This window comes from Enterococcus sp. DIV0574, from assembly GCF_051711125.1.
GTDB lineage: Bacteria > Bacillota > Bacilli > Lactobacillales > Enterococcaceae > Enterococcus_D > Enterococcus_D gallinarum.
This window is the reverse complement of the sequence record NZ_JBIOMA010000001.1, coordinates 1,060,984-1,087,298: the sequence shown is the minus strand read 5'-3', so window position 1 is coordinate 1,087,298 and position 26,315 is coordinate 1,060,984. Positions and strand designations below refer to the sequence as shown.

Annotated in this window: 28 protein-coding genes; 1 reads left to right on the top strand and 27 read right to left on the bottom strand. The window is 39.2% G+C overall.

Going from position 1 to position 26,315, the window contains the following annotated elements:
* Window positions 1-6: 6 nt before the first annotated feature.
* The 20 genes from IGJ45_RS05325 to IGJ45_RS05230 all read right to left on the bottom strand — a co-directional run bounded on the left by IGJ45_RS05325 (window position 7) and on the right by IGJ45_RS05230 (window position 19,923).
* The gene (locus tag IGJ45_RS05325; RefSeq protein ID WP_409531921.1) at window positions 7-3,528 is read right to left on the bottom strand and encodes a phage tail spike protein; all 3,522 of its coding nucleotides are present in this window, start codon (window positions 3,526-3,528) and stop codon (window positions 7-9) included.
* A complete protein-coding gene (locus IGJ45_RS05320; RefSeq protein ID WP_438768660.1) occupies window positions 3,528-5,588 on the bottom strand; it encodes a distal tail protein Dit in 2,061 nt (686 codons plus the stop codon). Before IGJ45_RS05320 ends, IGJ45_RS05325 begins: the two co-directional genes overlap by 1 nt.
* On the bottom strand, window positions 5,585-8,773 hold the full coding sequence (locus tag IGJ45_RS05315; RefSeq protein WP_423121616.1) for a phage tail protein: 3,189 nt from the start codon (window positions 8,771-8,773) through the stop codon (window positions 5,585-5,587). Before IGJ45_RS05315 ends, IGJ45_RS05320 begins: the two co-directional genes overlap by 4 nt.
* Window positions 8,766-9,461: a Gp15 family bacteriophage protein gene (locus IGJ45_RS05310; RefSeq protein WP_005472069.1), complete on the bottom strand. Its 696-nt coding sequence runs from the start codon at window positions 9,459-9,461 to the stop codon at window positions 8,766-8,768. Before IGJ45_RS05310 ends, IGJ45_RS05315 begins: the two co-directional genes overlap by 8 nt.
* Before the next feature lie 12 nt (window positions 9,462-9,473).
* Window positions 9,474-9,875 (bottom strand): hypothetical protein, encoded by a 402-nt coding sequence (locus IGJ45_RS05305; protein WP_423121617.1) that lies wholly within the window; start codon window positions 9,873-9,875, stop codon window positions 9,474-9,476.
* 46 nt (window positions 9,876-9,921) lie between these two features.
* Window positions 9,922-10,410, bottom strand: coding sequence for a phage tail tube protein (locus IGJ45_RS05300; RefSeq protein WP_005472064.1), 489 nt, complete (start codon window positions 10,408-10,410; stop codon window positions 9,922-9,924).
* A gap of 11 nt (window positions 10,411-10,421) precedes the next feature.
* The gene (locus tag IGJ45_RS05295) at window positions 10,422-10,856 is read right to left on the bottom strand and encodes a phage tail terminator protein (protein WP_005472062.1); all 435 of its coding nucleotides are present in this window, start codon (window positions 10,854-10,856) and stop codon (window positions 10,422-10,424) included.
* The gene (locus IGJ45_RS05290) at window positions 10,856-11,185 is read right to left on the bottom strand and encodes a hypothetical protein (RefSeq protein WP_005472060.1); all 330 of its coding nucleotides are present in this window, start codon (window positions 11,183-11,185) and stop codon (window positions 10,856-10,858) included. The genes IGJ45_RS05295 and IGJ45_RS05290 overlap by 1 nt, the downstream gene beginning before the upstream one ends.
* Window positions 11,182-11,526 (bottom strand): putative minor capsid protein, encoded by a 345-nt coding sequence (locus IGJ45_RS05285; protein WP_005472059.1) that lies wholly within the window; start codon window positions 11,524-11,526, stop codon window positions 11,182-11,184. Before IGJ45_RS05285 ends, IGJ45_RS05290 begins: the two co-directional genes overlap by 4 nt.
* Window positions 11,516-11,923, bottom strand: coding sequence for a hypothetical protein (locus tag IGJ45_RS05280; RefSeq protein ID WP_423121618.1), 408 nt, complete (start codon window positions 11,921-11,923; stop codon window positions 11,516-11,518). The genes IGJ45_RS05285 and IGJ45_RS05280 overlap by 11 nt, the downstream gene beginning before the upstream one ends.
* A 9-nt stretch (window positions 11,924-11,932) precedes the next feature.
* Window positions 11,933-12,139, bottom strand: a complete 207-nt coding sequence (locus IGJ45_RS05275) for a hypothetical protein (protein ID WP_086332162.1) — start codon at window positions 12,137-12,139, stop codon at window positions 11,933-11,935.
* Between the two features lie 20 nt (window positions 12,140-12,159).
* Entirely contained in the window at window positions 12,160-13,098 is a 939-nt protein-coding gene (locus IGJ45_RS05270; RefSeq protein ID WP_275850318.1) for a phage capsid protein, read from the bottom strand.
* Between the two features lie 14 nt (window positions 13,099-13,112).
* A complete protein-coding gene (locus IGJ45_RS05265) occupies window positions 13,113-14,162 on the bottom strand; it encodes an XkdF-like putative serine protease domain-containing protein (protein WP_121261435.1) in 1,050 nt (349 codons plus the stop codon).
* Window positions 14,163-14,181: 19 nt separating this feature from the next.
* On the bottom strand, window positions 14,182-15,000 hold the full coding sequence (locus IGJ45_RS05260; protein WP_423121619.1) for a phage minor head protein: 819 nt from the start codon (window positions 14,998-15,000) through the stop codon (window positions 14,182-14,184).
* A complete protein-coding gene (locus IGJ45_RS05255; RefSeq protein WP_423121620.1) occupies window positions 14,993-16,525 on the bottom strand; it encodes a phage portal protein in 1,533 nt (510 codons plus the stop codon). Before IGJ45_RS05255 ends, IGJ45_RS05260 begins: the two co-directional genes overlap by 8 nt.
* Before the next feature lie 11 nt (window positions 16,526-16,536).
* Window positions 16,537-17,832 carry a PBSX family phage terminase large subunit gene (locus IGJ45_RS05250; RefSeq protein WP_423121621.1) on the bottom strand — a complete coding sequence of 432 codons (1,296 nt, stop codon included), beginning with the start codon at window positions 17,830-17,832 and terminating at the stop codon, window positions 16,537-16,539.
* Complete coding sequence (locus IGJ45_RS05245) at window positions 17,795-18,247, bottom strand: terminase small subunit (protein WP_148394756.1); 453 nt, start codon at window positions 18,245-18,247, stop codon at window positions 17,795-17,797. The genes IGJ45_RS05250 and IGJ45_RS05245 overlap by 38 nt, the downstream gene beginning before the upstream one ends.
* Window positions 18,248-18,695: 448 nt before the next feature.
* The gene (locus IGJ45_RS05240; protein ID WP_040013712.1) at window positions 18,696-19,109 is read right to left on the bottom strand and encodes an ArpU family phage packaging/lysis transcriptional regulator; all 414 of its coding nucleotides are present in this window, start codon (window positions 19,107-19,109) and stop codon (window positions 18,696-18,698) included.
* A 192-nt stretch (window positions 19,110-19,301) separates the two neighbouring features.
* Complete coding sequence (locus IGJ45_RS05235; protein WP_423121622.1) at window positions 19,302-19,493, bottom strand: hypothetical protein; 192 nt, start codon at window positions 19,491-19,493, stop codon at window positions 19,302-19,304.
* Complete coding sequence (locus tag IGJ45_RS05230) at window positions 19,483-19,923, bottom strand: YopX family protein (RefSeq protein WP_423121623.1); 441 nt, start codon at window positions 19,921-19,923, stop codon at window positions 19,483-19,485. The genes IGJ45_RS05235 and IGJ45_RS05230 overlap by 11 nt, the downstream gene beginning before the upstream one ends.
* Window positions 19,924-19,990: 67 nt before the next feature.
* Here IGJ45_RS05230 and IGJ45_RS05225 point away from each other — a divergent pair, with 67 nt between their 5' ends.
* Window positions 19,991-20,866 (top strand): DUF4238 domain-containing protein, encoded by an 876-nt coding sequence (locus IGJ45_RS05225; RefSeq protein ID WP_155852677.1) that lies wholly within the window; start codon window positions 19,991-19,993, stop codon window positions 20,864-20,866.
* Between the two features lie 129 nt (window positions 20,867-20,995).
* On the opposite strand, the gene IGJ45_RS05220 is transcribed toward IGJ45_RS05225, so the two are convergent.
* The 7 genes from IGJ45_RS05220 to IGJ45_RS05190 form a co-directional block, all read right to left on the bottom strand.
* Window positions 20,996-21,784 (bottom strand): DNA adenine methylase, encoded by a 789-nt coding sequence (locus tag IGJ45_RS05220; protein WP_423121624.1) that lies wholly within the window; start codon window positions 21,782-21,784, stop codon window positions 20,996-20,998.
* Window positions 21,781-22,533 carry a DNA cytosine methyltransferase gene (locus IGJ45_RS05215; RefSeq protein WP_423121646.1) on the bottom strand — a complete coding sequence of 251 codons (753 nt, stop codon included), beginning with the start codon at window positions 22,531-22,533 and terminating at the stop codon, window positions 21,781-21,783. The genes IGJ45_RS05220 and IGJ45_RS05215 overlap by 4 nt, the downstream gene beginning before the upstream one ends.
* A 310-nt stretch (window positions 22,534-22,843) precedes the next feature.
* A complete protein-coding gene (locus tag IGJ45_RS05210; RefSeq protein ID WP_270790862.1) occupies window positions 22,844-23,122 on the bottom strand; it encodes a hypothetical protein in 279 nt (92 codons plus the stop codon).
* A gap of 11 nt (window positions 23,123-23,133) precedes the next feature.
* Window positions 23,134-23,541 (bottom strand): RusA family crossover junction endodeoxyribonuclease, encoded by a 408-nt coding sequence (locus IGJ45_RS05205; RefSeq protein ID WP_311831540.1) that lies wholly within the window; start codon window positions 23,539-23,541, stop codon window positions 23,134-23,136.
* Window positions 23,541-24,461, bottom strand: a complete 921-nt coding sequence (locus tag IGJ45_RS05200) for a Lin1244/Lin1753 domain-containing protein (protein ID WP_349706394.1) — start codon at window positions 24,459-24,461, stop codon at window positions 23,541-23,543. Before IGJ45_RS05200 ends, IGJ45_RS05205 begins: the two co-directional genes overlap by 1 nt.
* A gap of 38 nt (window positions 24,462-24,499) precedes the next feature.
* Window positions 24,500-25,339 carry a recombinase RecT gene (locus tag IGJ45_RS05195; RefSeq protein ID WP_005472032.1) on the bottom strand — a complete coding sequence of 280 codons (840 nt, stop codon included), beginning with the start codon at window positions 25,337-25,339 and terminating at the stop codon, window positions 24,500-24,502.
* Window position 25,340: 1 nt separating this feature from the next.
* Window positions 25,341-26,282, bottom strand: coding sequence for a YqaJ viral recombinase family protein (locus IGJ45_RS05190; protein WP_423121625.1), 942 nt, complete (start codon window positions 26,280-26,282; stop codon window positions 25,341-25,343).
* Window positions 26,283-26,315 lie beyond the last annotated feature (33 nt).

Genomic DNA, 26,315 nt, shown 5'->3' with positions numbered 1-26,315 from the left:
TGCCTCCTACACGTCTGCCGCTGAAAAGACTCCAGCTATATTGAAAATATCATTTGCATTATTTGTTAAATATCCGAAGCTACTTCCCGTCCAGCCTAATCGATAGCTAATTGATATTTCACCATTCGTATCAATAGTGACCATGAATATTGTCGTTCCGGCTCCTTTTCCTAAATACTTTACTTGCACTTGAGGTCTAAATCCTACCGGAAGTACACCTACAACATAAGTATTGTTTGTATTTGGTAGTGTACTATTATTTTTAAAGGCTCCACTCACTTGGACCATACGTCCTAATCTGGTTGCGCTAGGAAAATTGCCGCTCGATGGACTTGTTGAATATTGGGACCAACCGCTTGCTGCAGGAATTCCTGTTTTTCCTATACTATATAAATCTTGAAAAGTTAGGTTCCCACCTCGACCCTGGCTATCTATCATGTTTATCCTAAATGGTGTTATCTGCAAATATCTATCAGCTGTAGTAGTTTGCGTCCCATTAAAGCTTGCCATGGTGAGTGCCTCATGAATAAACTCTGAAAATCCGTTACGTGATACGGCTCCGCTTGACTTCGTGTATTCCTTGAAATCGTTTCTAAATTTACCGTCAGACATCGATAGTGTGCCTTTGGTCCAAACAGTTGCACCACTAACATTTGCTCTATCGTAATCCGAATAAATTCCCGACCCTTTGATCGATACACCAGCAATTGAACCCGCTGTTATATCACCTAGATTTGCACTAATTGCCTCTAAAGATTCAACTGATAATGTTGCACTAGCATACTTTTTTTGTTGCCATCCGCTTTTATACGTATATACACCAATAATTTTATCACTTGTTGACGATTCAGTTTGAAACCATGTGGCTCCTTCTGTGGTATCGCTAGGCTGAGTAGGTTGCATATAGGCAACGCCCATAATGCCACGATCGCCTTTCGGTCCTGTTGGTCCCTGCGGTCCTTGAGGTCCAGTTGGCCCTGTATCACCTTTATCTCCTTTAATCAAAGACCAGGAGTAATCAGCAGCGTTGGTGCTTTCATTAGCAGTTGTTTTGTTGTAGGCTAATCCAATGTAAGTCTTGCCTGTTGGACTATCCGACATTCCTGCGCCGGTAGCTGATGTAGCATACTTAATCCACGTATAAAGCGTTTGTCCATTATCCCCTTTTGGGCCTTGCGCTCCATCTGATCCTTTTATCAATGACCAGGTATAATCAGCATAGTTTGTCGATTCGGTAGCTGTTGCTTTGTTGTATGCAAGTCCGATATAGGTCTTTCCAGTTGGGCTGTCAGACATTCCACTTGTTGGCGTATCTGCATACTTCAACCAAGTGTAATAAGTTTGACCGTTGTCCCCTTTTGGGCCTGGTACACCTTGTGGACCTTGTTCCCCATCCTTCCCATCTTCGCCTGATAAACCTAGCATTCGTTGCCAGGTATAATCAGCAGGATTTGTTGATTGGACATCGTCAAATGTTGTGTAAGTTCCTACATAGGAAGGATATGCATTGATGAAATCTTCACTAGGTGCTGGTGTCCATATAGTTCGATTGCTACCCTCTTCAATTTTTGGATAATGCCAGTAAACGTTTGGATTTGTAGGAGAATTAGTTAGTAAGTATAGATTAGTATTGCTCGTATCTTGTGGCACTGTAATTTGTAACTTTACTATACCTATTTGACCAGGCTGCAAATCTAAAGTACCTATTTGATTGGGCGTAGTTGAGTATCCTATTCTTGCGGTTGTCATAGTAGTATTAGGATTGTAAACCTCACAAGATACCGTATATTTTGTATTTGCTTTAAATGACGGTACATAATTAAATCCCCAACCATAGCCATAAGGGGCATATACCTTGCCGTCCTTAGTTATTTTACCATCTTGCTTATCAACAAATTCTGTACTTTTTATCCATAAATTTTCGTTGGGGTATTGAAGTGTAAATCGATCGGTACCTTCTTGACTCCATGAGTATGCTTGATAAATATGTGCATCTTGTCCATCTTCACCTTTGACAAGTTGCCATTTATAATCTTTAGGATCGTTCGATTCAGTTGCGGTCAGCTTATTTGTAGCTAGTCCAATATAATATTTTCCGGTTGGATCATCGGTCATATTAGTGCCTTGATAATCATCTGCATACTTTAGCCATGTGTATGTTGGCTGACCATTCTCACCCGGCGGACCAGGAACACCTTCCCCCACAAATTTTACCCAGAGCCCCCGATAATCTGCCGGATCGTCACTGGCTGTTGGGACACCTAGTACTTGCTTAATCGCAATATAGGTTTTTCCAGCTGGTAAAGCACTGATTCCATTCCCTTCCTCATCATCGGCATAACGGATCCAAACATAAGTAGTTGCTTGCTTTAATTGATCTGCTAACTCTTTGAGCGATTGACTAACTCCGCCATCTTGAATAAGGTAGTCTCCTAATGTAGCTTTGTATTCATTAGTAGAATAACATCTCGTAAGTTCAAGAACTCGAGCACTCAAGAACAGTTTTTCATTCTCGTCTACTAAATAAATCGTATCGCCCATCTTTACGTTGTCAGGTAAATTTGCGATGTCAGTTTCATAATTGATCGCTGGTTGACTCGCTTTTTCTAGTTCACGTATGACATTATCACAAAGTGTTTTTTGATCAGTCGTTTCGTAGGTTTTGACACGTTGGATATGTCCGGCATTTGGATTTGGATTATTGTTTGATAGTAATCGACTCCAAATCTTCACTGACTCCATGTCCTGCATAACACCAGTTGTCTTGTTTAACACGAATCTTCCATTTGGATCTTTGTAGTTATACCCTTTTAGATTAATTGGTTCATTCTTACCTTCTGGCGTACCACCAGTTGCCACAATAGCTGTACATAGATCATAAATATTGGCTTTGGTCACAATATTATTGATATCTTTATCCATATACAAAGTAATTCGTTTATCTGCTCCTCTTTTTTTATGAACATCCACGAATCGCTTAACAACTTGTGTCCCTGTAATTTCAAATGAAAAACTCAGTTCTGCATTATCAAACTGTGTAGCTAACGAGAGTAAACGAGCGAGAATCGTTTGACTCTCACTCTCCCATTTCAACGTGCGACTGAGATTACTGATTTCATTGATACCAATTTCAAAACCAGTATCTCCGGCAAACAGTTTGAAATATTCTGCAAATGTCATCGCTTTGGTTGCACTATATGCATCGACCAATCCATTGATCAGATCCATTCCTGCATCTTCTGCTCGAATGAAATGTTCGCCCACTTTCGGATCATGTTCAATTTCCATGATTGTCATAAAAATTGATTGACCATTTTCATCTTTATACAAAATATAGTTCCCATAGTTGGCCATTGATTTGACTTGATCTCGTTCTTTAGCCGAAAAAATAAGCGTCCCCTCAAACGTTCGAGAGGCAGCGCTTATACTAAGAATATCTTGATCATTGAAAATTGAAATTGGTGCATCAGAACTGGTAGAGGCGATTCCCAATAAATTAAATTTTCGATCTGTAAAGTAAAAATCCATTAGATATATGCCCCCCTTAGTTCTACTTCAAAATCAAAAATGTTTGCCCAACTACTAGCAACGGGTAAAAATGTTGTTGTCCCTGGCTCCACCGCAAATCGTTCCCAGGTATTGCCCAATGCATGAAGTTTAAAGTTTTCAAATCCGTTCAAAAATACCTTGCGATTTAAAACATCAATTTCCAAAACATCCCCATCATCAAATAGATTGGGTATATTAGTAAACGTTGTTTCGTTATCCCAATAAAATTTACAATCAGTCCATGTCATATATAGGGCATGCTCATTAGTCGGATCATCGCCCCATTTCTGAAACCAAGTGCAAAGTCCATCAATACCCACACCAGAAATTTCAGGTAAAGTTGCTGAAAAAACCTCCGCTTTTGAGGCAATAATTCCTTCACCGCTAAAAGCCTTCCACTTGGAAAATTTCCATTCCACGGTTGTATCACTCGTTCTTTGAATCTGAATCTCCCAGAAGCGACCAGTCCATTCTTTTCGGTCAAGTGTCAAACGTTTCTGAACTTTATCAAAACAACTGAATTCTACGATAAGCTCTTCTCTGACTCTTGAACTATCACGTATAACACAAGAAACAATACTTCCCAATGAACTATTCTGCAGAGTAAATGTCAAACGTCCGGAAGTAGTCTTAGTAGGTTCGAAGTCAAATCGACTTCTATATGTGAAGTTCCCGGTATCTAGATTGCTTGTATTTTTGGGAATGTCAGTATATAAGGTTGGTCCTGCCCAAACACCATCATGATTCTCTGGCCAGATTGGCATCACAACATCGGCTCTTGTTGTCCAATCAACGTCCCCACCGATTTTGTTTGGCGTATCTGGATTTCCTCCATAGTTTGGGTAATCCGGTTTTGCCTTAGGACTGTTCAACTCAAATTTACTAGCATTATTCCTCATTGGAATACTGATGACTTTATCTGTTCGTTGCCCTTCAATCACATCAAGCTCTTCTGCATTACCAAATTGCAGAATACCGTCGTCTGGATTGACAACACTCACAAGACCATTTTCACCGTTCATAGTTGCCCTGAGAATTGGCCAAGCTTTATATGTTCCGTGATTTGTCACAGCAACATAATCTGCCAATTGAGCGGTTGGTTCGGCAAAATCTGCGAGCTTTTCCCCTAAGTTAAACTGCGGCTTTGAATAAGAAACTGCACTTCCTAATGCTAAACAGGTGATCAGATTTAGTGCCTTGGTATTTGGATTTGAAATAGTAAAATGAATATCTAGATTTTGGAAATTGCCCAAATTTAAAGCGGCAGGTTTCGCTTCATGAGAAGCAAGAACCTTACCGCCTGCATAATCTAATTCTTGAATCACCGCAACCGCACTTTTTGATCCGTTTGTATCTCCTTGCAATGCCTTATCTATTCTTAGTGCTACACGTCCCCAAACCTTGTCTCCTTGTTTCAGCTCAGATAAATTCCGCGCTGTACTGTTGCTATTTTGCATGATATAAAAGCCGTTGTACTTTACTTCACCTTTATCAGCAATAGTGTTTGTATCACTTAGATCAGCACCCAAGATATTATGAGCACCGTTCGTTTCATTTAATCGAGCGGTCCATTGTTTGTAATACTTATCTTTCTTTCGAAATTCCGGATCTAAAACTTGATTCTCTGCACTATCAATCGAGATATTAGAAAATATCCGAGGATTAACATCATAAGAAACGCCATCTGGTACAATCCAATTAATCTCTCCGGATCCCAGAAAATTATTCTCTGCAACACTAATATCTCCTGTAGATATTGCATACCAACATTTATCTGGCTCATCGCTAAAAATCAATGGCTTTGGATCTTTTTGAGCTAGTATCTCGGCAAGCGCTCTCCGCTTTTTTATAAGGTCATAACGTAACTTGAATCCCATTGGTATCGTTTTACGACCAATTGAGCGATCTACGTATTTCTCACCATCTGACCGCCCAACTTTTTTTGTGTTGTATTCGATTCCTGGTAGCAATCCCCGATCAAGAGAGGTTACTATCATATACTTTGTAATATCATATCCTGCATAAGTTACTGTAATCAAGTTATCCCCTCCTGACTTCGTTTCTGCCTACGCTGTATTCGCAAAATTTCTTGGTTTACTGGTTGAGCAATGGCTTTTACTATTTCTCTTTCGCTTATTTTAAAGCTTGCTTCAACAGGCCTGTTAGCAAGTTTATCAATTGCATCGGTCAAGCTAGTTAGAAAGCTAGTGCTATCAGCGAAATTACGAGCAACTTTCGCTTGATTAACTGGTTTATTTAGATTTGCTATTATAGCTGAATTTTGCTCCGGCTTTAAACTACCACTCATTAACGCCTTCATCGCTGGTATCTCTGTTGGAATATTGCCAATTAAATCATTGAAATAATTAGAATCAAATTCAGATTCAATACCTCTTTGAAGTTCAGTTGCCCATGTAGAAACATCCGACTTAACATCAGAGAACCCGTCTGTAAGTCCTGTTTTCAAGCCAGCTACTAATGCCAGTCCGTTTTCAATCAAAACTTTCTTGTCATAAGGGATTGGCCCTTTCAAACTTGCGATAGTATCAGCCCAGCCAGAAACAGTTCTCTTAACCGATTCAAATCCTGATGTCAATCCACTCAGCAAACCGTTTACCAAAGCAATACCGTTATTAATCAATGCACCACCTGGCAGAGCACCAACTAACGCACTTAACAGATTTGCTCCAGCCTCTTTCATAGCTGCCTGATTATTACGAATATTATTCGCAAGTCCATTAACAAGAGTTATCCCTGCTTTGAAAAGACGATCTTGCGCTCTCAAAACACCTCTTACTGCAGCATCAACAATATCCATGCCTGCTTCAACAATGCGATTTATATTATTCGCAATTCCACGTAAGATTTGAACAATTAAATTAACACCAGCTGTCACCACTGCACTAGCTTTTGACGCCATTCCATTAATAAACTGAACAACAAGATTTAAAGCTGCCGAAACTAAAGCAGGCATTTTTGAAGCTAGTCCATTCAGTAGTTTGACAATAAGGTTTGCTCCTGCAACAACAACTTTAGGCAGTTGCGAGGAGAGCGCATTTAAAAATGTCACTATCAAAGTTCCTACAGCCGTTACTAAATCTGGAAGCTTTCGAGTTATTCCGTTAATAACAGCAATTAGTAATGACATACCTGCAACAATGATATCTGGTATATACGCTGTTAATGCAGTAATCCATGTCAGAATTAATGAAGCAGCAGATTCTATCAAAGCTGGAATCTGTTGTGTGATTCCGTCTAATAAAGCCAAAATCAATGCTCCACCTGCAACAATAATCTGAGGTAATCCAGCGGTTAGTGATGCAAGTAACGCGACAATAATCGCTGTTGCTGATAAAGCTATTTGCGGAATCAAAAGCATCATTGAGCCAGTAAATGCAAGAATTAGTTGACTAGCTGATAAAGCGATTGAAGGTAGACCTTGAGCAATTCCAGAGACTATTGCAGCTACTATTCTTAAACCGCCTGCAATAATGCCTGGAAGTGCACTCGCTATTGCTGTTAGAATCCCCTCAATCGCTTTCCCGGCTGAACTTCCAATTCTCGGCGCATTATCTGCTAGTCCAGTAGCTAGAGAGTCAAAACCACTAATTATTTGATCTATTCCTTTTGAAACATCCCCACCGCCAAGAGCTTTTGCTATCAATTCAAATGCCTTTATAAATAGTCCAATAGGACCTAATAATCCAAGAAATACTGCTTTCAAGACTTTAAGAGCAATTCCAAAAGGATCGATTGATTTTTTACCACTCTTAAATCCAGTTATTAAGGAACGGATTCCTGAAGCTATTTTGGTCATTCCGTTCCATAAACTTTCAGGAAATACTTCTAAAAAATCCGCTTTTAAATCTGCTATGCTTACGGATAAGTCATTAAAAGCTATTGCTTTAAAAGCTTTTGCCAAAGTTAAAATCCCTTGTACTATTCCTTTAGTGCTTTGAGCAAAAGTCGTCATTCCTTTCCATAATGATTCCGGAAATAGTTTGACAAATTGATCATGAAGATCAGATACACTAACACTGAAGTCGTTGAATACGATCGTTTTAAATGCTTGAGCAAGTAATTTAAAACCTTTAACGACATCTCCAATAGGTGCCATAAAGGTTTTTAAAGTCTTTACAACACCGTCTACTTTAGATCTAAACGTATCGCTCGTTTTATAAAAGTACACAAAGGCAGTAACTAAAGCTCCAATTGCAGCTACAACTAGAAATGCTGGATTTGTTAAAATAGCTAATCCAGCTTTAACACCTTCGAATATTTTTCTCAAATTTTGGAATTTATTTGCTGCCAGATAAGCTGTTCCGAAAGCTGCAGCCAATGTTGTTACTGCTCCAACCACTACATAAACAAGTGCCGGGTTCTCTCGAAATACTTGAGCAAGTTTGGACATGGCTCCACTAACTTTTTGAACAATATCCAAAAATGGTTGAAGTAGAGGAGCACCAAAAGCAGCGCCTAAATCTGTAATAGCTTGCTTCATGTTCCCCATAACATTTTCGAGTCCGCCACCTTCACGTGCTGCTTGACCTAATGCTCCGGACAACTTATTTCCATCTTCGACCATCTGCAAAAGAGTTAACTGCTTCTGGGCTTCGGATAAATCATTAAATGACTTGCCATAAAGCTTGTTGGCAGCTGCATTTCGTGTTGTTTCCGTTGAAGAAATACCTAGCGCCGCATCATTTTCATAATTACCTTTTAAGTATGACTGCAAGCTTTCGGAGACTTCATCGATTGATTTATCGTAAAAAGCTGCACTATCAGCCGCTGCTTTTGTTGCTCGACTCGTTAAATCCAATGCATCGGCTGTGTCCATTCCTGTTGTTTTGGCAAATGCAGCCATCGAAGTAAATGCCGGTTTTAAACGATTAGGAAGTATATTCGTCTCTTTTGAAATTGAATCAATACTACCTTGAGCATTTTTTTCTAAATTTCCAAAAACTTGAGAAAACTGTGCATCCATCGCTTGCATATCGGCCGCTGACTTAATTGAAAAACCAGCAACTGCAGATCCAACGGCAAGAATGCTTAAACTAGCCTTTTTTGCAAATTCTACTGATTGTTCAGAAAGTGAGTTGAAGGCTTTGGATTTCCCGATTGTATTATCTAATTGCTGAGCCGCTTCATTCCCAAATTCCTGATACTGTTTTCGAGCTTTGGCAGTATTAAATTCGACATCAATAATTACCGAGCCATCATTCATCCTCCACCTCACCTCTCTTTTCTTGTTGGTTCAACATATATTCACGTTTTTGTTTGAGATCCATCATTTCAAATTCAATGTTTGAACGATCTTCCTTTAAAGCCACAGCAAGCTTCGCTTTTCTAATTTCTTCAATCTCACTTGGTGTAGCTTTTTCCGGATAGTCCATCATTCGAATCTTGATGACATTTTTAAATTTGGTGTTCTCTGATAGCCCAGCTAATAAATGGTTGAACTTATCCCAATGAAGTGATCCCTTTTCTCTTTCTTCCATCAGATCCATGCCATAGTCCATCAAAAAAGAGGAATAGATGTAGCCGGAATCCTGTTCGAATTCGTACCACTTCTTTTCCTCGTCTTCTAAAATGTTTCCTTTTAAATCACGTTTTACTGTTGTACTTTCCACTTGCTCGCCCGCAATCCGTTTAATAATTGCATTAGATAACGGTACTAAGTCATCTTGTGGAATTATTGATACCAGATTTTCAATGCTTGTTGGTGGATCATCTGACCATGGAATTGATACAATTAAAATAATAGAATAAAGAACTTTGTCCATCTCGGATAAATCCGGATCTTTCCACATCTCATACCATCGAAGAACACGAGAAAACTCGAGATTTAGTTCATATTTGTTGTTATTGATGATAATCGAATCATCAATTCCCCAAGCAAGAGATAATGCCATAAAGCATCACCTCTATTTCTTTTTACCGTCGATATAGGATTGTGCTTTTTGTTTTGTTTGAAGCTTTTTATACCGTTCAGCAACTTCAAGGAATGCCACAACTACCAAATCTATATCTTCATCGGCAGCATACATCAACTTTTCAAATGCCCCTTCTCCTAAAACTAGATCAATAACATTTTTTACAACTAGCTCAACCTTCTTGTTTGCTTCAACAATAGCTCCATAGTCACCAGACTTGGATGCTTCATTAATTGCCTTCTCTTGTTCTTGAATACCTTCAAGCATCTTAGGTAAAGCTGCTAAATACTGATCACGATACTTCTTGCCTGTCTTGATTTCAAAATCTAATCCAGCAATTCGTACCGGTTGGACTTGTTTTTTAAAACCAACTTCAATTAATTTATTTGTCATGAATGATTCCTCCTAAAATTTTTATGTAGAAAAAGGCTAGCAAACGCTAGCCCTCAGGGACCGTTCCTGGTTTTGTATCTTTTGGCAATCCGTTAAATGTCACTGTACATTCAAAATTTCCACGAGTATTTGCATCTCCACCCGTATGAACAATACCAGATAAAGTTGCCTCGCCTTCGCGAATACGTCCGTCCGGTTCAGTGTGTCGGAAATAAACAACACGATCAACACCAGTTTTAGTTAAACGATCACGTACAAATTCCTGAGCTGGATCATCAGCGTATTTTCGATGTCCAGTAAATGCGTAAGCACTAGATAATCCAGTAACTTCGGTTTGCTTACCACCTTTGTCGCCATAATAAGAATATTCTTCCGTATCCTCATCGTTACTAGGATCTACTGTCTGGATTCCATCCGCTAACTCAAACAAGGTTGGTTCTGCGTCCCCAACAGGAACTGCCCCAATTTCGTATTTGTTCATCCAGTTCGACAGAAAACCAGTCTTATCGGCAAAAAATTGTAAATTCATTTTCATGAGTTTTCCTCCTACTTAGTAATATTTACTCGAACAGTAAGCACATAGATATACGCATCATGTTCTTGTATTCCTAGATTTCTAGGTTGTGTATAGACTTCGCTCGACTCAAATAAAAATGAGCCATCACTCGAGCGGAGTGTGACCCATTCCTCATTTTCTTTTCTTGGCAATTTATCAAAGCTATCTGCAATCTTCCATGCATCATTAAATGCTTGGGTTTGATCAGTGTTCTTGATAGTAATTTGAACCATAAAAGGGATCTGTCTATTTCTAGCTAGGTCTTTCTGACCTTGGCCAGTAGCAATCCCTTGAATAGCCAAATCTCGTTCATTATCTTGCGGAGGTTTATCTTCCTGAATGATCTGCTTGCCATCACCTGTTAATCTTGGCGTACTTAATCCCAAGGATCTCAAATGATCAGCAATTTTCGTAAACAAATCCATCACAACGCCTCCTTGATTGATTTCTCAGCCACAGCTAATACCTCATCCATATCCTGAGCTTTAGCAACCTCAGCCCATCGTATGGATGCTTGAGGATTGTGGTTTTTAGATGGAGTTCCCCTATAATATGCGTACCCAGCATACTCTGTACCCCATACCAGTTTTCCTTTTGGGAAATCACTATCAACCCAAACACTAGCTTCGGTTGCCCCAGTGTCTTTCTTAACATACTGATTAGCCGCTTTAGCAAATGCGATTGCGGTCGGATTCAGAGCGGATTCGATAGCTCTCTCAATACGATCGAAATTACCTTCAAATCTTCCGCTCATTGCAACATCACCTCAATATGATGTGGATTTAATTGGTCAGTGAACACCTCGTAGCATTCAACGATTTTTAGTTTGCGGTTTTGAAATGTGATTGTTCCGTCTTCGCTTGGATTAACAAAAGGTTTTGAATTAACAGCATCTATATATAAAACACCGTTAGTCAAAACCTCTGTATTATCCATTTTTACAATTCTTTTTCGCTTAGGAGTAAACCTTACATGTTCAATCTTTTGTGGTTTAGGCAGTTCACCACTTCCCATTGAGCCATCATCATCAGGCTTTGGAGCCTGATAGATAACCTCATGAATCAACAAGTGTTTAGGTATTGGCTTAAATGACACCGATCCTCACACTCCTTTTTCTCAAAAGACCGGTTCCCTCTAGATATGAAAGACAATTTGGAGCGACCCGATTGGCTTGCTTACTCGTTGACGTTGTTGCGCTAGAATAGCTAAACCCACCAATAGAAGCGCTTTGGCCGCTCAAAGTATTTCCTGTAACATCAAGATCTATACCTTCAACTTGATAGTATTCAATTTGAGCACAACATGCTTTTTTAATCAGCAGCTGTACATGTTCTGAAAATTTATCCAAACCAATTTTAGGCACTTGATAGCTTGTCAAAGAATCAATAATGTCCGAAGCCCTTTTGGATAGACGAGAAAAGGCCTTATCATCAACAGGGGTTCCCTCGTAATCATCCTTATAAAAGACTTCATCAACATAAGGTTCAGACATGATCTTCACCTACTTTTCTTTTTTGTCTTCCTTCTGGTCGTCTTTGCCGGCTTTCTTGTCATCTTTCTTTTCTTCAGCACGTTCTAAGAAAGAATCATCTAGATTTACAGCAACTTCTTCAGCACGTTTAACGGTCATATCAATGACCGTCCCTGCTTCATAAACTTCTTTAGTTTCTTTATCACGGAATTTTTTTAAAACGTTGTATTTTGCCATGTTTTTCACCGTTCCCTTTCTTATCCTTCTGGAGTAGCGTCAATACCGAAGTAAGCTAGTGCTTTAGGTTCACGAATGATGAAGTCAATATCATCAAGCATGAAGTGATATGTTGCCTGTTTTGCAACGGCACGACTGTCTTGAGCAGCAGTTGTCAATGTAACAGTTAAACCAGAAACTACAGCTAGGTTTTCATATGGAGTAAACAGAATTACATTGTTTTCCATAGACTCGACAACTTCGACGCCAAATCCGCCGATATTGCGTAGAGCACCATCCACGAGCACTGCATCACCCAAAGCAGTATTTCGATTTTGTAATTCAACAACATAGTTTGTTGCTGTCGCTTGAGACATAAAGAACTTAAATGTTCCTTGACGCAAATATTTTGGGTCAATTCTAGCAGTTGCAGCTGTTAGCTCTTGAATCGTTGGCAATTTTGCACCTTCTACTTTAACTTCAGCAGATGCTTTAGCCATTTTGATGTAACCATCATTTAACTTCACGAATGCATCAGATGAAGATTCATCCCCATTAAATGCTAGATCTTGCAAATCCGCTGCATACTGAGCTTGCATTAGTGAAAGTAACGCTTGACGGACATCTTGCCCACGAGTACGAGCGGTATAAAATGTATTGCTGTTCTCGATCCATGTATCCAAGTAAACCGGAACAAGAGAGAATGGTACTGTGTCTTCTTCTTTGATATCCGTGCCAGTATCTTCAGTGTTAATACCTAGATGTTTTTTCAATGTACGCTTTTTAACACCTAATTTATCCAAAGATCCTGTACCTGATTTGGCAAAATGGACAAATAATTTCCCGATAGTTCCTGCAGTTGCAACTGCATCTAAGAAGAACGCTCGAGCATTGTCTTCACGTAAGGTAACGTTGTTACCAGCTTTCAAGATTGCGTTCATTTGTTTGATCAATGTTTCGTTCGATAAAACGTTTGTCATTTGTGTTTCCCCCTTTATTCAGAAATTGGGAAAGCAGCGTCCACATAAGATGGTACAACCGATTTCTCAACTGTTTCTGTGTAATTTTGTTCTGCATTGTTGCTGATTCGAGATTTTTCTAGATTCTCGATCTTCGCATTCAAAGGTGCTACAGCTTCTGAAACAGCCTTAGCAATAGCATCAGCATCTAATTCAACGCTGGCTTCTGAATTCGCTGTTTCTGGTTTTTCATCTGATTTATCGCCTTTTTCCAAAGCTGATAAACGATCGTTTACTGGTTTCAGCGCTTCGCCGAGTGCTTTTTTTAACTGTTCTTCTGTCATTTCCTCATCCTCCTCGGATTTGTTTGTACTAAAAAAGGACTTAACCGTTTCGATTAGTCCTTGTTTGGTAATTGATTTAGTTGTATTTATTGTGCCGATAAGTGTGGATAACTCGCCGATTTCCGACTGAATGCTGGCGACTTTATCCGCATCGCTGTCTGTGTAGTTGTCCAAGATTGACCAAGTGGCCGATCTGAAAGCATCGATCGCCGCATTAACATCCCGATAGGTTTTACCTCTTTCAAAGTTATCGGCAGTCTGCTTCTGAACTTCTTCGACCTGAGCTGTACCGGCCAAGGAATATCCTGTAAAATCACCTTTCTGTATTGACTCCCACATTTCATCAGTAGCTTTAGTGACAAGTACCCACGTTCCTTTTGTGATTGTGGTTTCGCCGATAGTCATATCAACAGGGGCAACGTAACTCTCTACTACTTTTCCAGCATTCGTAGTGAAATCGTGCTGTTTGTCAATCTGTTGATAATCCGCCATGAATCCATGTGCAGCCTTCTCGATTGTGTCAGCATCCATGAAATCTCCATGAACATCTTCAACATCAGGCTCATAAACAACACCATATACAAGTTTTTGTGGATCATCTGATTTAGTAACCAACTTAACTTCGGTTTCAAAATTTGGTTTTAGGTCTTCGGCAGACTTAGTAAGAAAGAATGATTTCTTATTGGCTGCCTTATCCACATATGAAACATGTGTTACAAGAACGTTTTCTAGTTTTCGCATTTTCTCACCACCTTTCAAATTATTTTTTTATTTCTGGCACCACGAAACAGTGACAATGAATCGACTCTTTAGCAGATAGCATCGGATCACGAGGATAGCGGCAACTTTCACCATTAACGATGAAGTACTCGCCTTTAGCAATTGTTTGACCGTCCATCGCCTCGTGGCCCTTTCTCGGTTCTTTGATGCCATGAGTGTGGCGCCAAGTCATACCAATAACAGCATCATTTTGCATGAACGCTTCATACTGGCTGCCAGAGTACATCCTCAATCCCTCAGTGATTGCAGTTGTCCTGGCACGATTGCGAGAAAATTCAGGGAGTGAAGACAGCTTACTTTCTAACCATCGGAATCCTTTGCCTTCATCGAAGGATTCTTGAATCACTCCTACAAGAGCGTTCTCTGTAGTGACATCCATTAACTTTGGCAGTTTCCTAAGCCATTTTTCGATGTCTCTGTAGTGTTTGGTCTGATAATCAAAGTCTTCAGATCCGTCATACTTGGCATTAAACTCATCAAACAAGCCAAAAAAAGCTTTTCTCAGTTCTGGAATAACACTTTCTTCCATGTTTGATTTGAATGATCGTCCACGGAGCATAATTTTTATAGATAATTTGGTCGGTTTCTTTTTTCGATTCTCTACGAATTTCTTTACCTTTTCCCATACTTCCTCGTAATCAATCTGCAAGGTATCATCCATCTTATCCTCTGAATTTAAGATGAACGTAAGCAATATTGGGACAAATAAAAAGCCTACTTTTTCTAAAAGCTTAGCCAGTTCATCATCTTCTTCTTTTTTTAGCTGTAAAGCGGCTTTGATTAACTCTTCATCATTCATTAACCTTCACACTCCGGATCATACGACGAATACCTGCTGCAACTTCACTTACTTCTCCTTCACCATATGCCTTAGCCACGTCCAATTCACCAAGATTAAACGCTGATAACGATGATTGTCTATTAAGCGGATAATTGTACTCTTCTCCATCAAAAGCTTCTAGAGGCTTGTTAAGGGCTTTTGAAAGGATGTCCCTCAAATCATTAGGAGCGACAGCATTTGCTTGGATAGCTGGTGTGAGGATTGCTTTCACATCCTCCATGTTTACAAGATTGGATGATTTCAGAAATACTTCAACATACTTGAATTCATATTCCCTAAAAAGCGAATTAATACGCCAGTCGTAAGATTCTCGCATGGGTTGAAATACTTGTTCTTCCGTCAGCTCCTTTGCCGTTTCTGCAGTAGCCCTCGTGTAATCACTAGACCGAGCAACATAGATTGGCGGCAATCTGAACGCCCCAAGAACTGATTCAATGACGTTTTCATCATACTCAAGAAACAAAGCATCTTTTTGTAATATGTCTGCTAACTTCTCAATGTTAATTGCTGGCTTGAATTTATCTTCCCCATATCCTAATCCTTCTTCTGCAGGACTTACTTTTTCAGCTTCTAGCAATAAAAACTTATGCTGATTCTCTTCTCCGCCAATTGCATTCGCATATTCTTGTAATGTAGCTTCTGATTCTTCGGTTAATTGGGCATTTTCCAGAGTGATAGCGAGTGGGATATGCCGTCCTTGTGTGAAGTACCTATAATTCAGTTCATCAGCCTTACGATTTCCCAGAATCTTAATTAAAGGACCAATCCAACGAGGTTTACCATACGGATCCTGAAAGTCACCATTTTTCAGATGAATAATTTCTGTTGCAGTTCCTTCTCCCTCTGCTCCAATACTACCGTTTGTGTTTAAGGGTGTTGGATCGCCAAAAGTTTTAAACCATGTACCAGATTCTGTTGCAGAATCATCCATAGAGTCACGGAATACAAAATAGCGGACCTTAATCTCTGATCCGTCCGCATTTATCACTCTATTTAGTTTGGTCACAGTCATGTACTCAGGTTTGACGGAATCAATTCCTACAACATCACCTTTAAGATTACGAATAACTTCAATATAGCCATTCCCACATTCTTCAACATGTCGAATGACCTCCTCAATCACTTCTTTCGGCGGACGTTCAAATGATAACTCCTTAAGAAGAATATCCAATTGATTCCATTCTGCCTTCATTTCTGCTGTTTCTTCGGTATCATCTACTTTATACCGTAAACCAAAACCAAATCCAGCCACGTTCGTTACATAAGCTTCAATAGATTGATTTAGAATGTCGGAAATATCGGTAATTGATCGTAGAGTAGCAATATCATAAGGCGGAGACAATTGCGTCAAATCTCTTCTTTGATCAAGTCCGCCTTCCGATTTAAATCTTAATGATCGTTTTTTCTTGATGCTAACGTCCTTTTTGATGTACTTATCTGGAACAGATCCTTTTGTTCCACCGCTAATGATTTTTGATGTCAAGAAACCACCTCCTAAAATGCTGTTTTTCTATTTGTACGTCTTTTCTTGACTTGCTGACCTTTCCGTCTCTCTAACTCAATAGAGTATCGTAGCATAGCCATTGCATCATCAAAGAAATTCACTGGTTCATCTGTAAAGGTATTGGATTTCTCATCCTTTCTCCATTTCCATTGCTGAATTTCCTTGATTGTATTTGTACAACTTGGATGTATATGAATGCGCATCTGCTTTAAATAATCAATCTGAGCTGACACACTTCCAGGCTCTTTTACAACTGGTTCAGCATAATATCCGGCTTTACGCCACATTTTAATTCGGTCCGGCTCAGCTGAATCACACCACATAACTAGCTTCTTATTGATTCTTTTTTCATTGGCAATTGCAATGAGTTCACTTGTATCTTTTTCAAACTCATAGATTTCACGGCACAAAAAAAGCTCACCATCTTTAAATCCAATCTCACCAATAGCATTAGCATGATTGAATCCAAAGTCTTGAGCGTTAACCATGTAGTCAAAACGTTCTGGATCTGTGTTAAAGTTTTCTACAATGTAATTTGTAAGGATAAGTCCGCCAGACTCACCCCATTCGCCGAGTCCGTATATTTGATATCCATCAGGATCGCGCTCTTTCCGCATCATCATCCGCCGATGATAGGCTTCATCAATGAATCGATTCTGTAGATATGTGGATTGATGAGTAAAAATGTCTGGATGTGTTACATCAAAATACTTTGCCTTAATCCAGTGAGTAGCAGATACAGGGTTAAAAGTAAAAGTCATTTGATAGTAAAGATATGGGTTAAAATCCAAATTACCACGTAAACGGTCATCAAGAATGTCAACATCGGCTTCATAAAGTTCTGTCGCTTCCTCGATCCATATCCAAGTAAGTTTGCCACGATCAAAAGTAATAGATTTTACTTTTTCCCGCTGGCCATCATCTTTCATTCCTCGGAAAATCACTTGGTTTCCGGTAACCTTTGACTCAAGCATCATAGGTGATGACTTAATGGACCAATATTTGTGATAGTCAGCTCCATAAATTTTGTAAATCGCTGATTTTAATTCAGCATAGGTACTATCTTTGTTCGATTCTGCTACTTTACGAACACAAAGAAGATTTGCTCCTTTATATTTTGGATCTCCAAGTTTTATGATATAGTCTTGCGCTGTATTTACTGACTTTCCAGAACCAGCTGACCCTTTAGCTAATCGATATCTTTTCCTAGTGGTGTTATAGGTTTGGAAATTTCGGTTAAATTGTACTTTAACTATCATCTGGCGTTTCGTTTTCGCCATCACCATAGTCAACCACCACCTTCAAATCCATGTTGCCATCTAGCTCCACTTTATCAGTCCAAAGACTGTACCGCTTGCCAAGAAGTTCGGCGGCTCTTATGCGGTCCTTGTTAGCCACTTGCACATCTTCTATCGTTGATCCATATTCAGATCCTTGAAAGACTACCGTCTGATCAGTTTCTTCTCCTCGCATAACCTTACTCAAATATTCCAGGACCTCTTCTTGACTAGCAATCTTTTCTGACTGCAATTGTTCAAGTCTTTCGTCAATATATTGCCTAATGTCAGGTTTTGTCAGGTTCTCACTACCTACGGACTTTGCTGTCCTTTTACTATACCCAGCAGAAATAGCGGCTTGAGTAGCATTACCGCTAATAATGTACTCATCCGCAAATCTACGTTGTTTTTCAGTTAACTTCACTACTCTCACCTCGCAATCTGTGTTTGTTTTGTAATTCTATGTAAAAAAACAGCCCCGAAAGGCTGTTAAGTAGGAAGTATCAAAGATCATGTGAGTAATCCAATCGACGACTCCCAAAGTCACTGGCAAGGATTTGCACCCTGCATAGCACCTAAGTCCCTAAAATCGGAATGCCTTTCTGAAGCGTCTACCTATTCCGCCACAGTGACATAATACAAAAAAGACGGCTAGCGAATGAAGAAAAGGAGTGAATTCAACTCCATTCTATTGTAGATTTTTTTTTCGCCGTCTTAGTTTAAATACAGGGCGCTGAAAATGAAATTCAGAAAGGAGGTCTGCCAACAATCATAAAGGAGTGCGCCCTGTTATTTACAATAATTGATAATACAATAATACTACGTAAAATCATTTAAAAACCGCAGTATTTCCACATAAAAACCACATCGATTCAGCAATATTCTATTAATTTTCCTTTTCGATAGGCTTCAGCGAATTCAATCAAGGCAGTTGCCTTGTAGTCTTCGATTGTCCTGACCGAGTAACCCATTTGCTGAGCAATTCCAACATTTGAGTATCGATCAACAGTGCAATACGAATAATACAAAACTTGGCGACTATCTATTCCCAACGCCAAAAGAGCTACTACAATAGCATCCCTTTCTGCCTCCGCATCCATCATCTGGATGATCGCATCTTCTGACTTGTTGCCGTTACTTGGTGTTTTAGGCATATCAGTGATGATCGGTGAGCGGACATCAATCTTAGATCGACCAGCAATCCGCTCCAACCGACGATAATTTCTCAAAATGCTTTTTGCATTCTGCCTAGTCCTACGAAAATCTATCTCTCTTAATAGCATCATTGCTCAATCGCCCCTTTATTTGGTATAATGAAATTACCTTGGCGGGTACAAAATCATTATTTTGTAGGGCATTGGGCGACTGCTTAATGCTTTTTTATTTGCCTTCTCTTTCGTCCATCTTCTTTCCTACAACGACTGCAGCAATCATTAATAACACGAATCCTGTAAACCCTAACACTGCAACTGTCATTCTTATCCTCCACTCTCGATTGCTTTTTTTACCATTGGATCACGATATAACATTTTGTATTTGAATTGCTCGTGTAGCAGTTGTTCTTGAAGTTGTTCAATCTGCTTCTGCTGGTCAATTATTGTATAGGATAGCCAACTTAGACCAGCGATCATCAGTAGCAGTATTATGATGATAGAATAACTAGTTTTCATAGGTTTGCTCCAGTAGGTTTGGGTTCTCCCAAATATTGCCGATAACTTCGATTGTCTCGTAATCTCCCCCCATAATTGTAGACAAAACGTTGCTTTCGTAATACCACGAGCTGGGAGCTTCAATATCAAAGGCTGGGTAACCCTCGTCCGCATAATTCTTAACCACACTGGTGTAGCTGTCTTCTTCGTTGCCCCCGTCAGATACTTTTACAACGTCCGCCTCAAAAATCTCCACACCGTTCTTGTCTTTCAAGCCAGTGGATTGCATGAGGACTGAATCAATTGCTGGAAAAGCATGATCTTCTGGATAATCTCCGCTTACATCAAGTATGTTGATACCATCCTCATCTAACTCAAAACAAACGCCTTCTGTACTTGGATAAATCATTCTGTCATTTTCTTTATCCCACGCTCTAAATTTTGGTACCATCTTATACCTCCATTCGTGATATAATCGCCATGTGCTATTATTAAAAAAATATATTAGGACTGATTTTATGAATAAGCCAATTAAACAGCACTATGTTCCACAAGCATATTTAAATTTTTTTACGGATGAATCAAACTATTTTCATGTATATTTGAACAAGGAGAAAAAAATAATTAGGCAGTCTCCGAAAAGCACCGCTTTTCAACGTAACTTCTATACATTGGAAAAAGATGGTAATAAAAATTATGAAATTGAGAAATTTTTTGCTGAAAACGTTGATAATTTATACAGACCTGTTATCCAAAAAATCGAAAACAATGAACCGTTATCAGAAAATGATAAAATTAATTTGACAACATTCATAGCTTTCCAGTATTTGAGGACCCCCGATCAAAGAGACAGCATTAATGAAAATTTCGTCAAATCCTACAAGACCCGAGCAAATTTAATTGCTAATTCAATGAATGCAAACATTCACTCGAAACATCTCCCCCAATCTGAAAGCGAAACTTCGGATATTTTTATTGAAGATGATGAGATTAGGAATAATATCCCTAAAGAAATAAGTTTAAAACATATGTTTGCCTTTAAAGATGAACTTATTAGCATATTGATGAAGCATGATTTCAAAATTCTGGTAGCTCCTGAAAAAGGTGAATTTATAACTAGTGATAATCCTTATTGTATGATTCCTGAAAGAGGGTCAATAGGTTTTGGTGCCATAAACACAGTAAAGCTATTCCCATTAACTCCAAAATTTCTTCTGATACTCAGAACCCCAAAAAATTTATCACTTGGTGGTGGGCACGTTCATAAATTCAAAACTAACAGAAAAGATATTAGAAGATTCAATCAAACAATTGCCCATTGGTCTTATAACTTTATTTACTCTAAGAATAAATATATTCTAAACTCCATCATCCAAAAGATCATTCGTGACTAGTTATATCCGTTTGCTAGCCATAACATTGTTCAAACCCTCCCATTTATTCTTTTAACTAATCTAAAAATCAAAAAAGAACGTTTATATCTTTCAACATTTTCGGAGATTCGTTTCCAAGCGGATAGCTGACTAACCAAATAATGACAGCTGACCGCTTGGTTCATAGTTGCACCAAATTGTTTCAATTCTTCTCTCTCCTGCTTCAGCATTACTTTGAAATTGCAACTTCCACCAATCAGACAGCTGATCATTGTATAGTTCATTTTCATAACCGGAAAGCATCACTTTTCCCTCAAAACTTTTCAGGATCTCAAGTAATTTAGGCTGCCGCTCATCTTCTAATTCAGTTTGATAATATCTACCTTTCCTCGTACTCATCAGGTAAGGAGGATCAACATAAGCAAAGACTTCTCTTCTGTTATAACGTTCTAACAGCTGGAGTGCATCTTGATTTTCAATTTGTGCCATTTTCAAGCGATGAGCCACTTCAATAATTAAGTCTGGTAAAGCGGACCATTCGTTAATCGTCTTTGAGCCATACGTCGTAATGTTTGATCTCCATCCAGTTAGATGCCGCTGTATACCCCCAATTGATTGCCAACTAAGGACTAAGAAACGTCTTGCATCTTCCAATGGATCCGGATGAATCTCAAGCGCTTCTCGTTGTTCCCAACGGCTGATTGGTGTCATATAAACAGCTTCTGCCAATGCCCTTGGCTGATTTCTACATACAGTAAAGAAATTTATAACTCGACAGTCTAAGTCATTTATTGTTTCTATTTTAGAAGGTGCTTTAGTGAAAAACATTGCACCTGAACCAAAGAACGGCTCAACATATGTCACGTGTTCTGGAAACAAATCTACTGTCTTTTCAGCCAAAGTCCATTTACTACCAGGATAATTTAATATTCTTTTCAACTTTCTATCATCCTCTCTATCTCCATAATCGCTTTGAAAATTGGATAGATTTGTTGTGGAACTACTGCGTTTCCGAGTGATTTAACTCGGTCCACTTGATCGGGAATCCCATTATAAGCTCGGCATAATCTGGGTTGATATACTGCGGATCTTCGATTGATTTCCTCAAAGCTTCTTGCGTGAAACTCCCGCGATAATTCTCCCCCCCAAGGTATCTGGATCTCGCTGTACCTTTCCACATCGATGCCGTAGGAGTTGGCAACAACGAATGTTCTAAGCCTTTGATGTTCGGCACCGACGGCCAAAGCTGGAAGTACAAACGTTGTTGTTTGGTAATCGAAGTTTTCCAGGTCAGATATCGTACGGTCGAGTTCCATATTGGCGAAGTTAGCAACATTTTCTCCAACAACCCAATTGGGCCTGAGTTCTTCGACAACTCTAGACATTTCTGGCCAGAGATCACGGTCATCTTCTTTGCCTTTTTGCTCCCCGGATACACTGTAAGGTTGGCAAGGGAATCCTCCGTGAATAAGTTTAATTGTCTTGTCTCGATCGATAACACCTGCTTTCTCTAATGCTGCTTTATCAAGATTCTTTACATCTTTAAAGATTGGCACATTTGGCCAATGCTTATTTAAAACTTTCCTAGGGAAATCAGCGTATTCGCAGAATGCTACTGTTTCAATTCCGGCCCATTCTGCTGCTAAATCCATGCCGCCAATCCCCGAAAAAAGCGATAATGCTCTCACCGACTTCCCTCCTTTAGTTGGTAATATTGGTGGATTGCTGACCATGTAATTAAGAGCCTGGTCTACGTAGTGCATGACTTGAATACTATCAACGTTCACGCCTTTATCTCTCAATGCATTTAACATATTGGTTAAATATTCTGCTCGTGTGGTTAGTGCATACCAATAGTCTTCGGCAGTTAGATCAGCCCATTCTTCGATTATTTCTCTTTCAACAGTGCATAAAACCGAATCAACTAATAGTTTTTGACGTTTTATTTCTGTCATTAAAATTCCTCGCATTCCGTAATATCTTCCGATTACAAACTCCTTATCTAGCCAAAACCATATTTTTCAGCTTAACAACAGTTTGATCACCAAGAACTTTCTGACGCCACTCGTCTCTTTCTTTATGACAGACAATAATTCTCACATGTGCGGATTTCTCATAAATTTTCAGACATTCCGCTCTAACCATTCCCGAAAATCCTTCAATGGCACAGTTGTAAATTTTGCCGACTTTTACTTTTGTTTTTGCTGGTCTGACCTTCGGTTGAATCTCAAAGCGACGTCCCTCCGGATGAATGACAAAAGTGTCTTGTATTCTCATGGTTTTTCCTCCTAAAGTGGTTGAATTTCAATTTCTGTGCGTGGGTTCAAGCTGTATACCTTGCGGCTTACATTCACAGCAATCTGTCCATCATCCTTATACAAAATGCCGTTTACTGCATCAGCTACAGCTTTAAAGTAATTGTCAATATCTGGCTTCTTATCGCAGTACATGGTCTCATTATCAAGCAAAGTCCTGTTTTTCTTTACTTTCGAGATATAAGCCGGTGGATAGATAAAAAAGCAGACATCAATCATTACAGGCCCTTTCTCAATCAGCATCGGCTTTGTGGCCATAGCGTGATACTTAACCGCATTTTTGTATGATTTCATTGCTGTTTCCTCGTAAGGAGTCTTACGATGCTTGGTGAACCGTGGTCTCGACTGTGGTTTAGGCGCAATAGGAATAATGATTTTCACTAGTCTAGCTCCTTTCGCTGATTCTTTTCGCTTAAATAGGCAGCTAGCTTGGCATCGATTTCAGCCTGTCTCTCTGGAGAAATCTGAGGTTCTTCAACCGGATTTTCTGCCCAATCAGGAAGCTGTTCTTCACGAATCGGCTTTTGATTATAGCTTTGCTTTTTAGCACCTCTTGTCCGTTGGTACTCCCTTGCCTGTTCAATGGTTTTTACGTTAGCATCTGCCCATTCCTGTAGAGAAGCTGTTAAAAAACTAATGGCTCGATTCTTAGGAACGTCCTTACTACCAGCAAGTTTAATTGCAGCATTTACAAGTTCATCGCCATAAATATCCACCAGATTAAGTAGATCATCGACCTGTACAACATTCGGAAAGAGCCATAACTTTTGAAAAGTTTCAAGAGACGCACTCTCGCTCGCAGTAGCATCTTCTTTTATTTCCTTTTCTTTACTTTCCTTTTCTTTACTTTGTTGATTATTCCCCTGATTAACCGAGTTATTCCGCCCATTAATCGAGATATTCGATCGATTAACTTCATTTGTCAGCAAATACTTATAATCAAGCTCAACTTTTTTGCGTTCCTTAGTGGCCAGAATGTATCTGCTTTGAATACCTTTAGAAGTTAATACGGAGTATTTATCAAAAATATCTTTATCAAAGAATCTTACTTGCACGGCTTTTTTCACCAGTTCTTCAACTGTGCCCTCCTTCGTACCAACTTCGTCAGCCACTAAGAACGCAAGGTCGTCATCCCACAAAACGTAATACCCCTCATCTCGATAAATATTAGCCAGCAGGGCGACCAGTATATGAACGGCTTCTTTACCGCATGCTTTAATAATTCTTCGAACTTTTAGATCTGATAAAAAATCGACATCTAGAGGAAAATAATCAAGACCTTTCTTAGTCGGTCTTGCCACGTTTATTCCTCCTAATCAGAGGGAGATAAACTCCCTCATTATTTGTTTAACGGTGGATTTGATGAATCAAACAGACTTTCAATGTTTTCGTTAGTTTCTGTGTCATTAATTGGTTCAGCCTCTTTTCGCTGATTGGTCTCATCGTTTTCAGATATGATAAAGCCGTCTTCTTGAACTTCATTCACCACAGTTTCATCGCTGATTGAAGCTCTCTGCATATCGATAGACAAGATTCCCCACTTACTCAACATATTCCTTAGAACAGTTTTTTTAGCCATAGCATCATAATCTTTTTTCCAGCCAAAATCTGATTTACTGAATTTCCGTTTGTGAGCTTCGATTTCTTGTTTGGTCCAATACACTGTTTTCTTGAAACCGTTTAATAACTCAAAATATCCCACATATCCGATCACTTCATCTGATTGCTTTCCGTTCTGATCAAATTCAAATTCTTCGGTTAATCGATTCCAACCTTTTAATTCACCTTCATACACTTCAATCACGTTCAGTGCTTTGTATTGACCCGATCGCTGAGCTAATTGAATATACCCCTTATAACCAAGTTGAAATTGTGCCTTCCCTTTGTAAGGTACTATCCATGCGTAACCAAGATTTTTATCAACTGGTAAATCAAGTGAAGCCGCAACCATGGCGCTTGTTACGATAGTCATAGGCTCTGTGCTACTCAAATACGAATCATTACTAACTAGATTCAGGACACTGGCCATAAATCCATCTGATTTATCTTTGAGTACATCCTCAAACTTTTTCCTCATTGTTGGTGTATTCATCAATGCTTTAAGCCCTAACTGACCAGCAGCAACTTGTTTTTGTGGTTTCTCAGCGAGCTGACTCTTTAATGCATCATTTGTGGCCATATTATTTAATCTCCTTTTCTGTGAGTCTTCGTGATTCAGTAACGTTGTAGATTTCCTCGTCTTTAGCTACTTCTGGATATTTTTCAGCAAGCTTTTTGCTGTTCATACGTTTCGTAGAAACCAATTTCCATGAAATGATGTTCCTTGGTGCAATACCAATGCATGCTTTGCGTTTTCCAAGCTCATTGATAATCTCGTTATCAATCTGACGGATAGCCGTTTCGATCTCTTTCCTTGCTTTCTTCAGCTCACGCTTTTGATCAATTAAGTCATCAAAAGAAGCAGGTAACGTTGTTTCGTCTTCCTTAGTGTTCGAATATTTTTCTTTTAAAAACTCTGATGTGGCTTCGCTGCCATCTATAACTGGCTCTTGTCCATCCAGGACATTTGTTTCCCAAAACTCAACAAGTCGTTCAGTAATCATGTCAATTAGCTCTTGATCACGATCAACTCGCTTCCAGATGAATTTCTGTCCTCCGATTAGAACAGCGATATAGCAATATTTTTTATTTAAAACGTTCATGTAGTGCTGTACTTGGCACAAATAACTTAAAGGAACCTCTTCGCCTTCCCACTCTTTACCAAGAAATGCATTAGCTGTTTTACATTCCAAAATGGCGTCTTCTCCAACTACGTCCCGATCGATGTTCGCTCGTAGAAAAGGATGTAGTGGATGTTCAAACACTTGATTCCTTCGACGAACCTTTTTACCAGTACGTTCTTGAAATTCTTTTGCTACAATTTCCTCTAGGACATTTCCCCAATAAGCTGGCTCGCTCTCAGTGTGTTCTAAATCGATTTGACCAGTTTTTTCTAGCCATAACTGATATGGAGATTTCCATTTATTTAGTCCTAAGATAGTAGCAACATCTGAACCGCCTATACCTTTTCGGCGGTCCAACAACCACTCGTCATGAGTCATTTCAAGAGTTAATTTACTCATCGTTTTCTGGCTCCTCTCTTTGAGTCGGTTGTC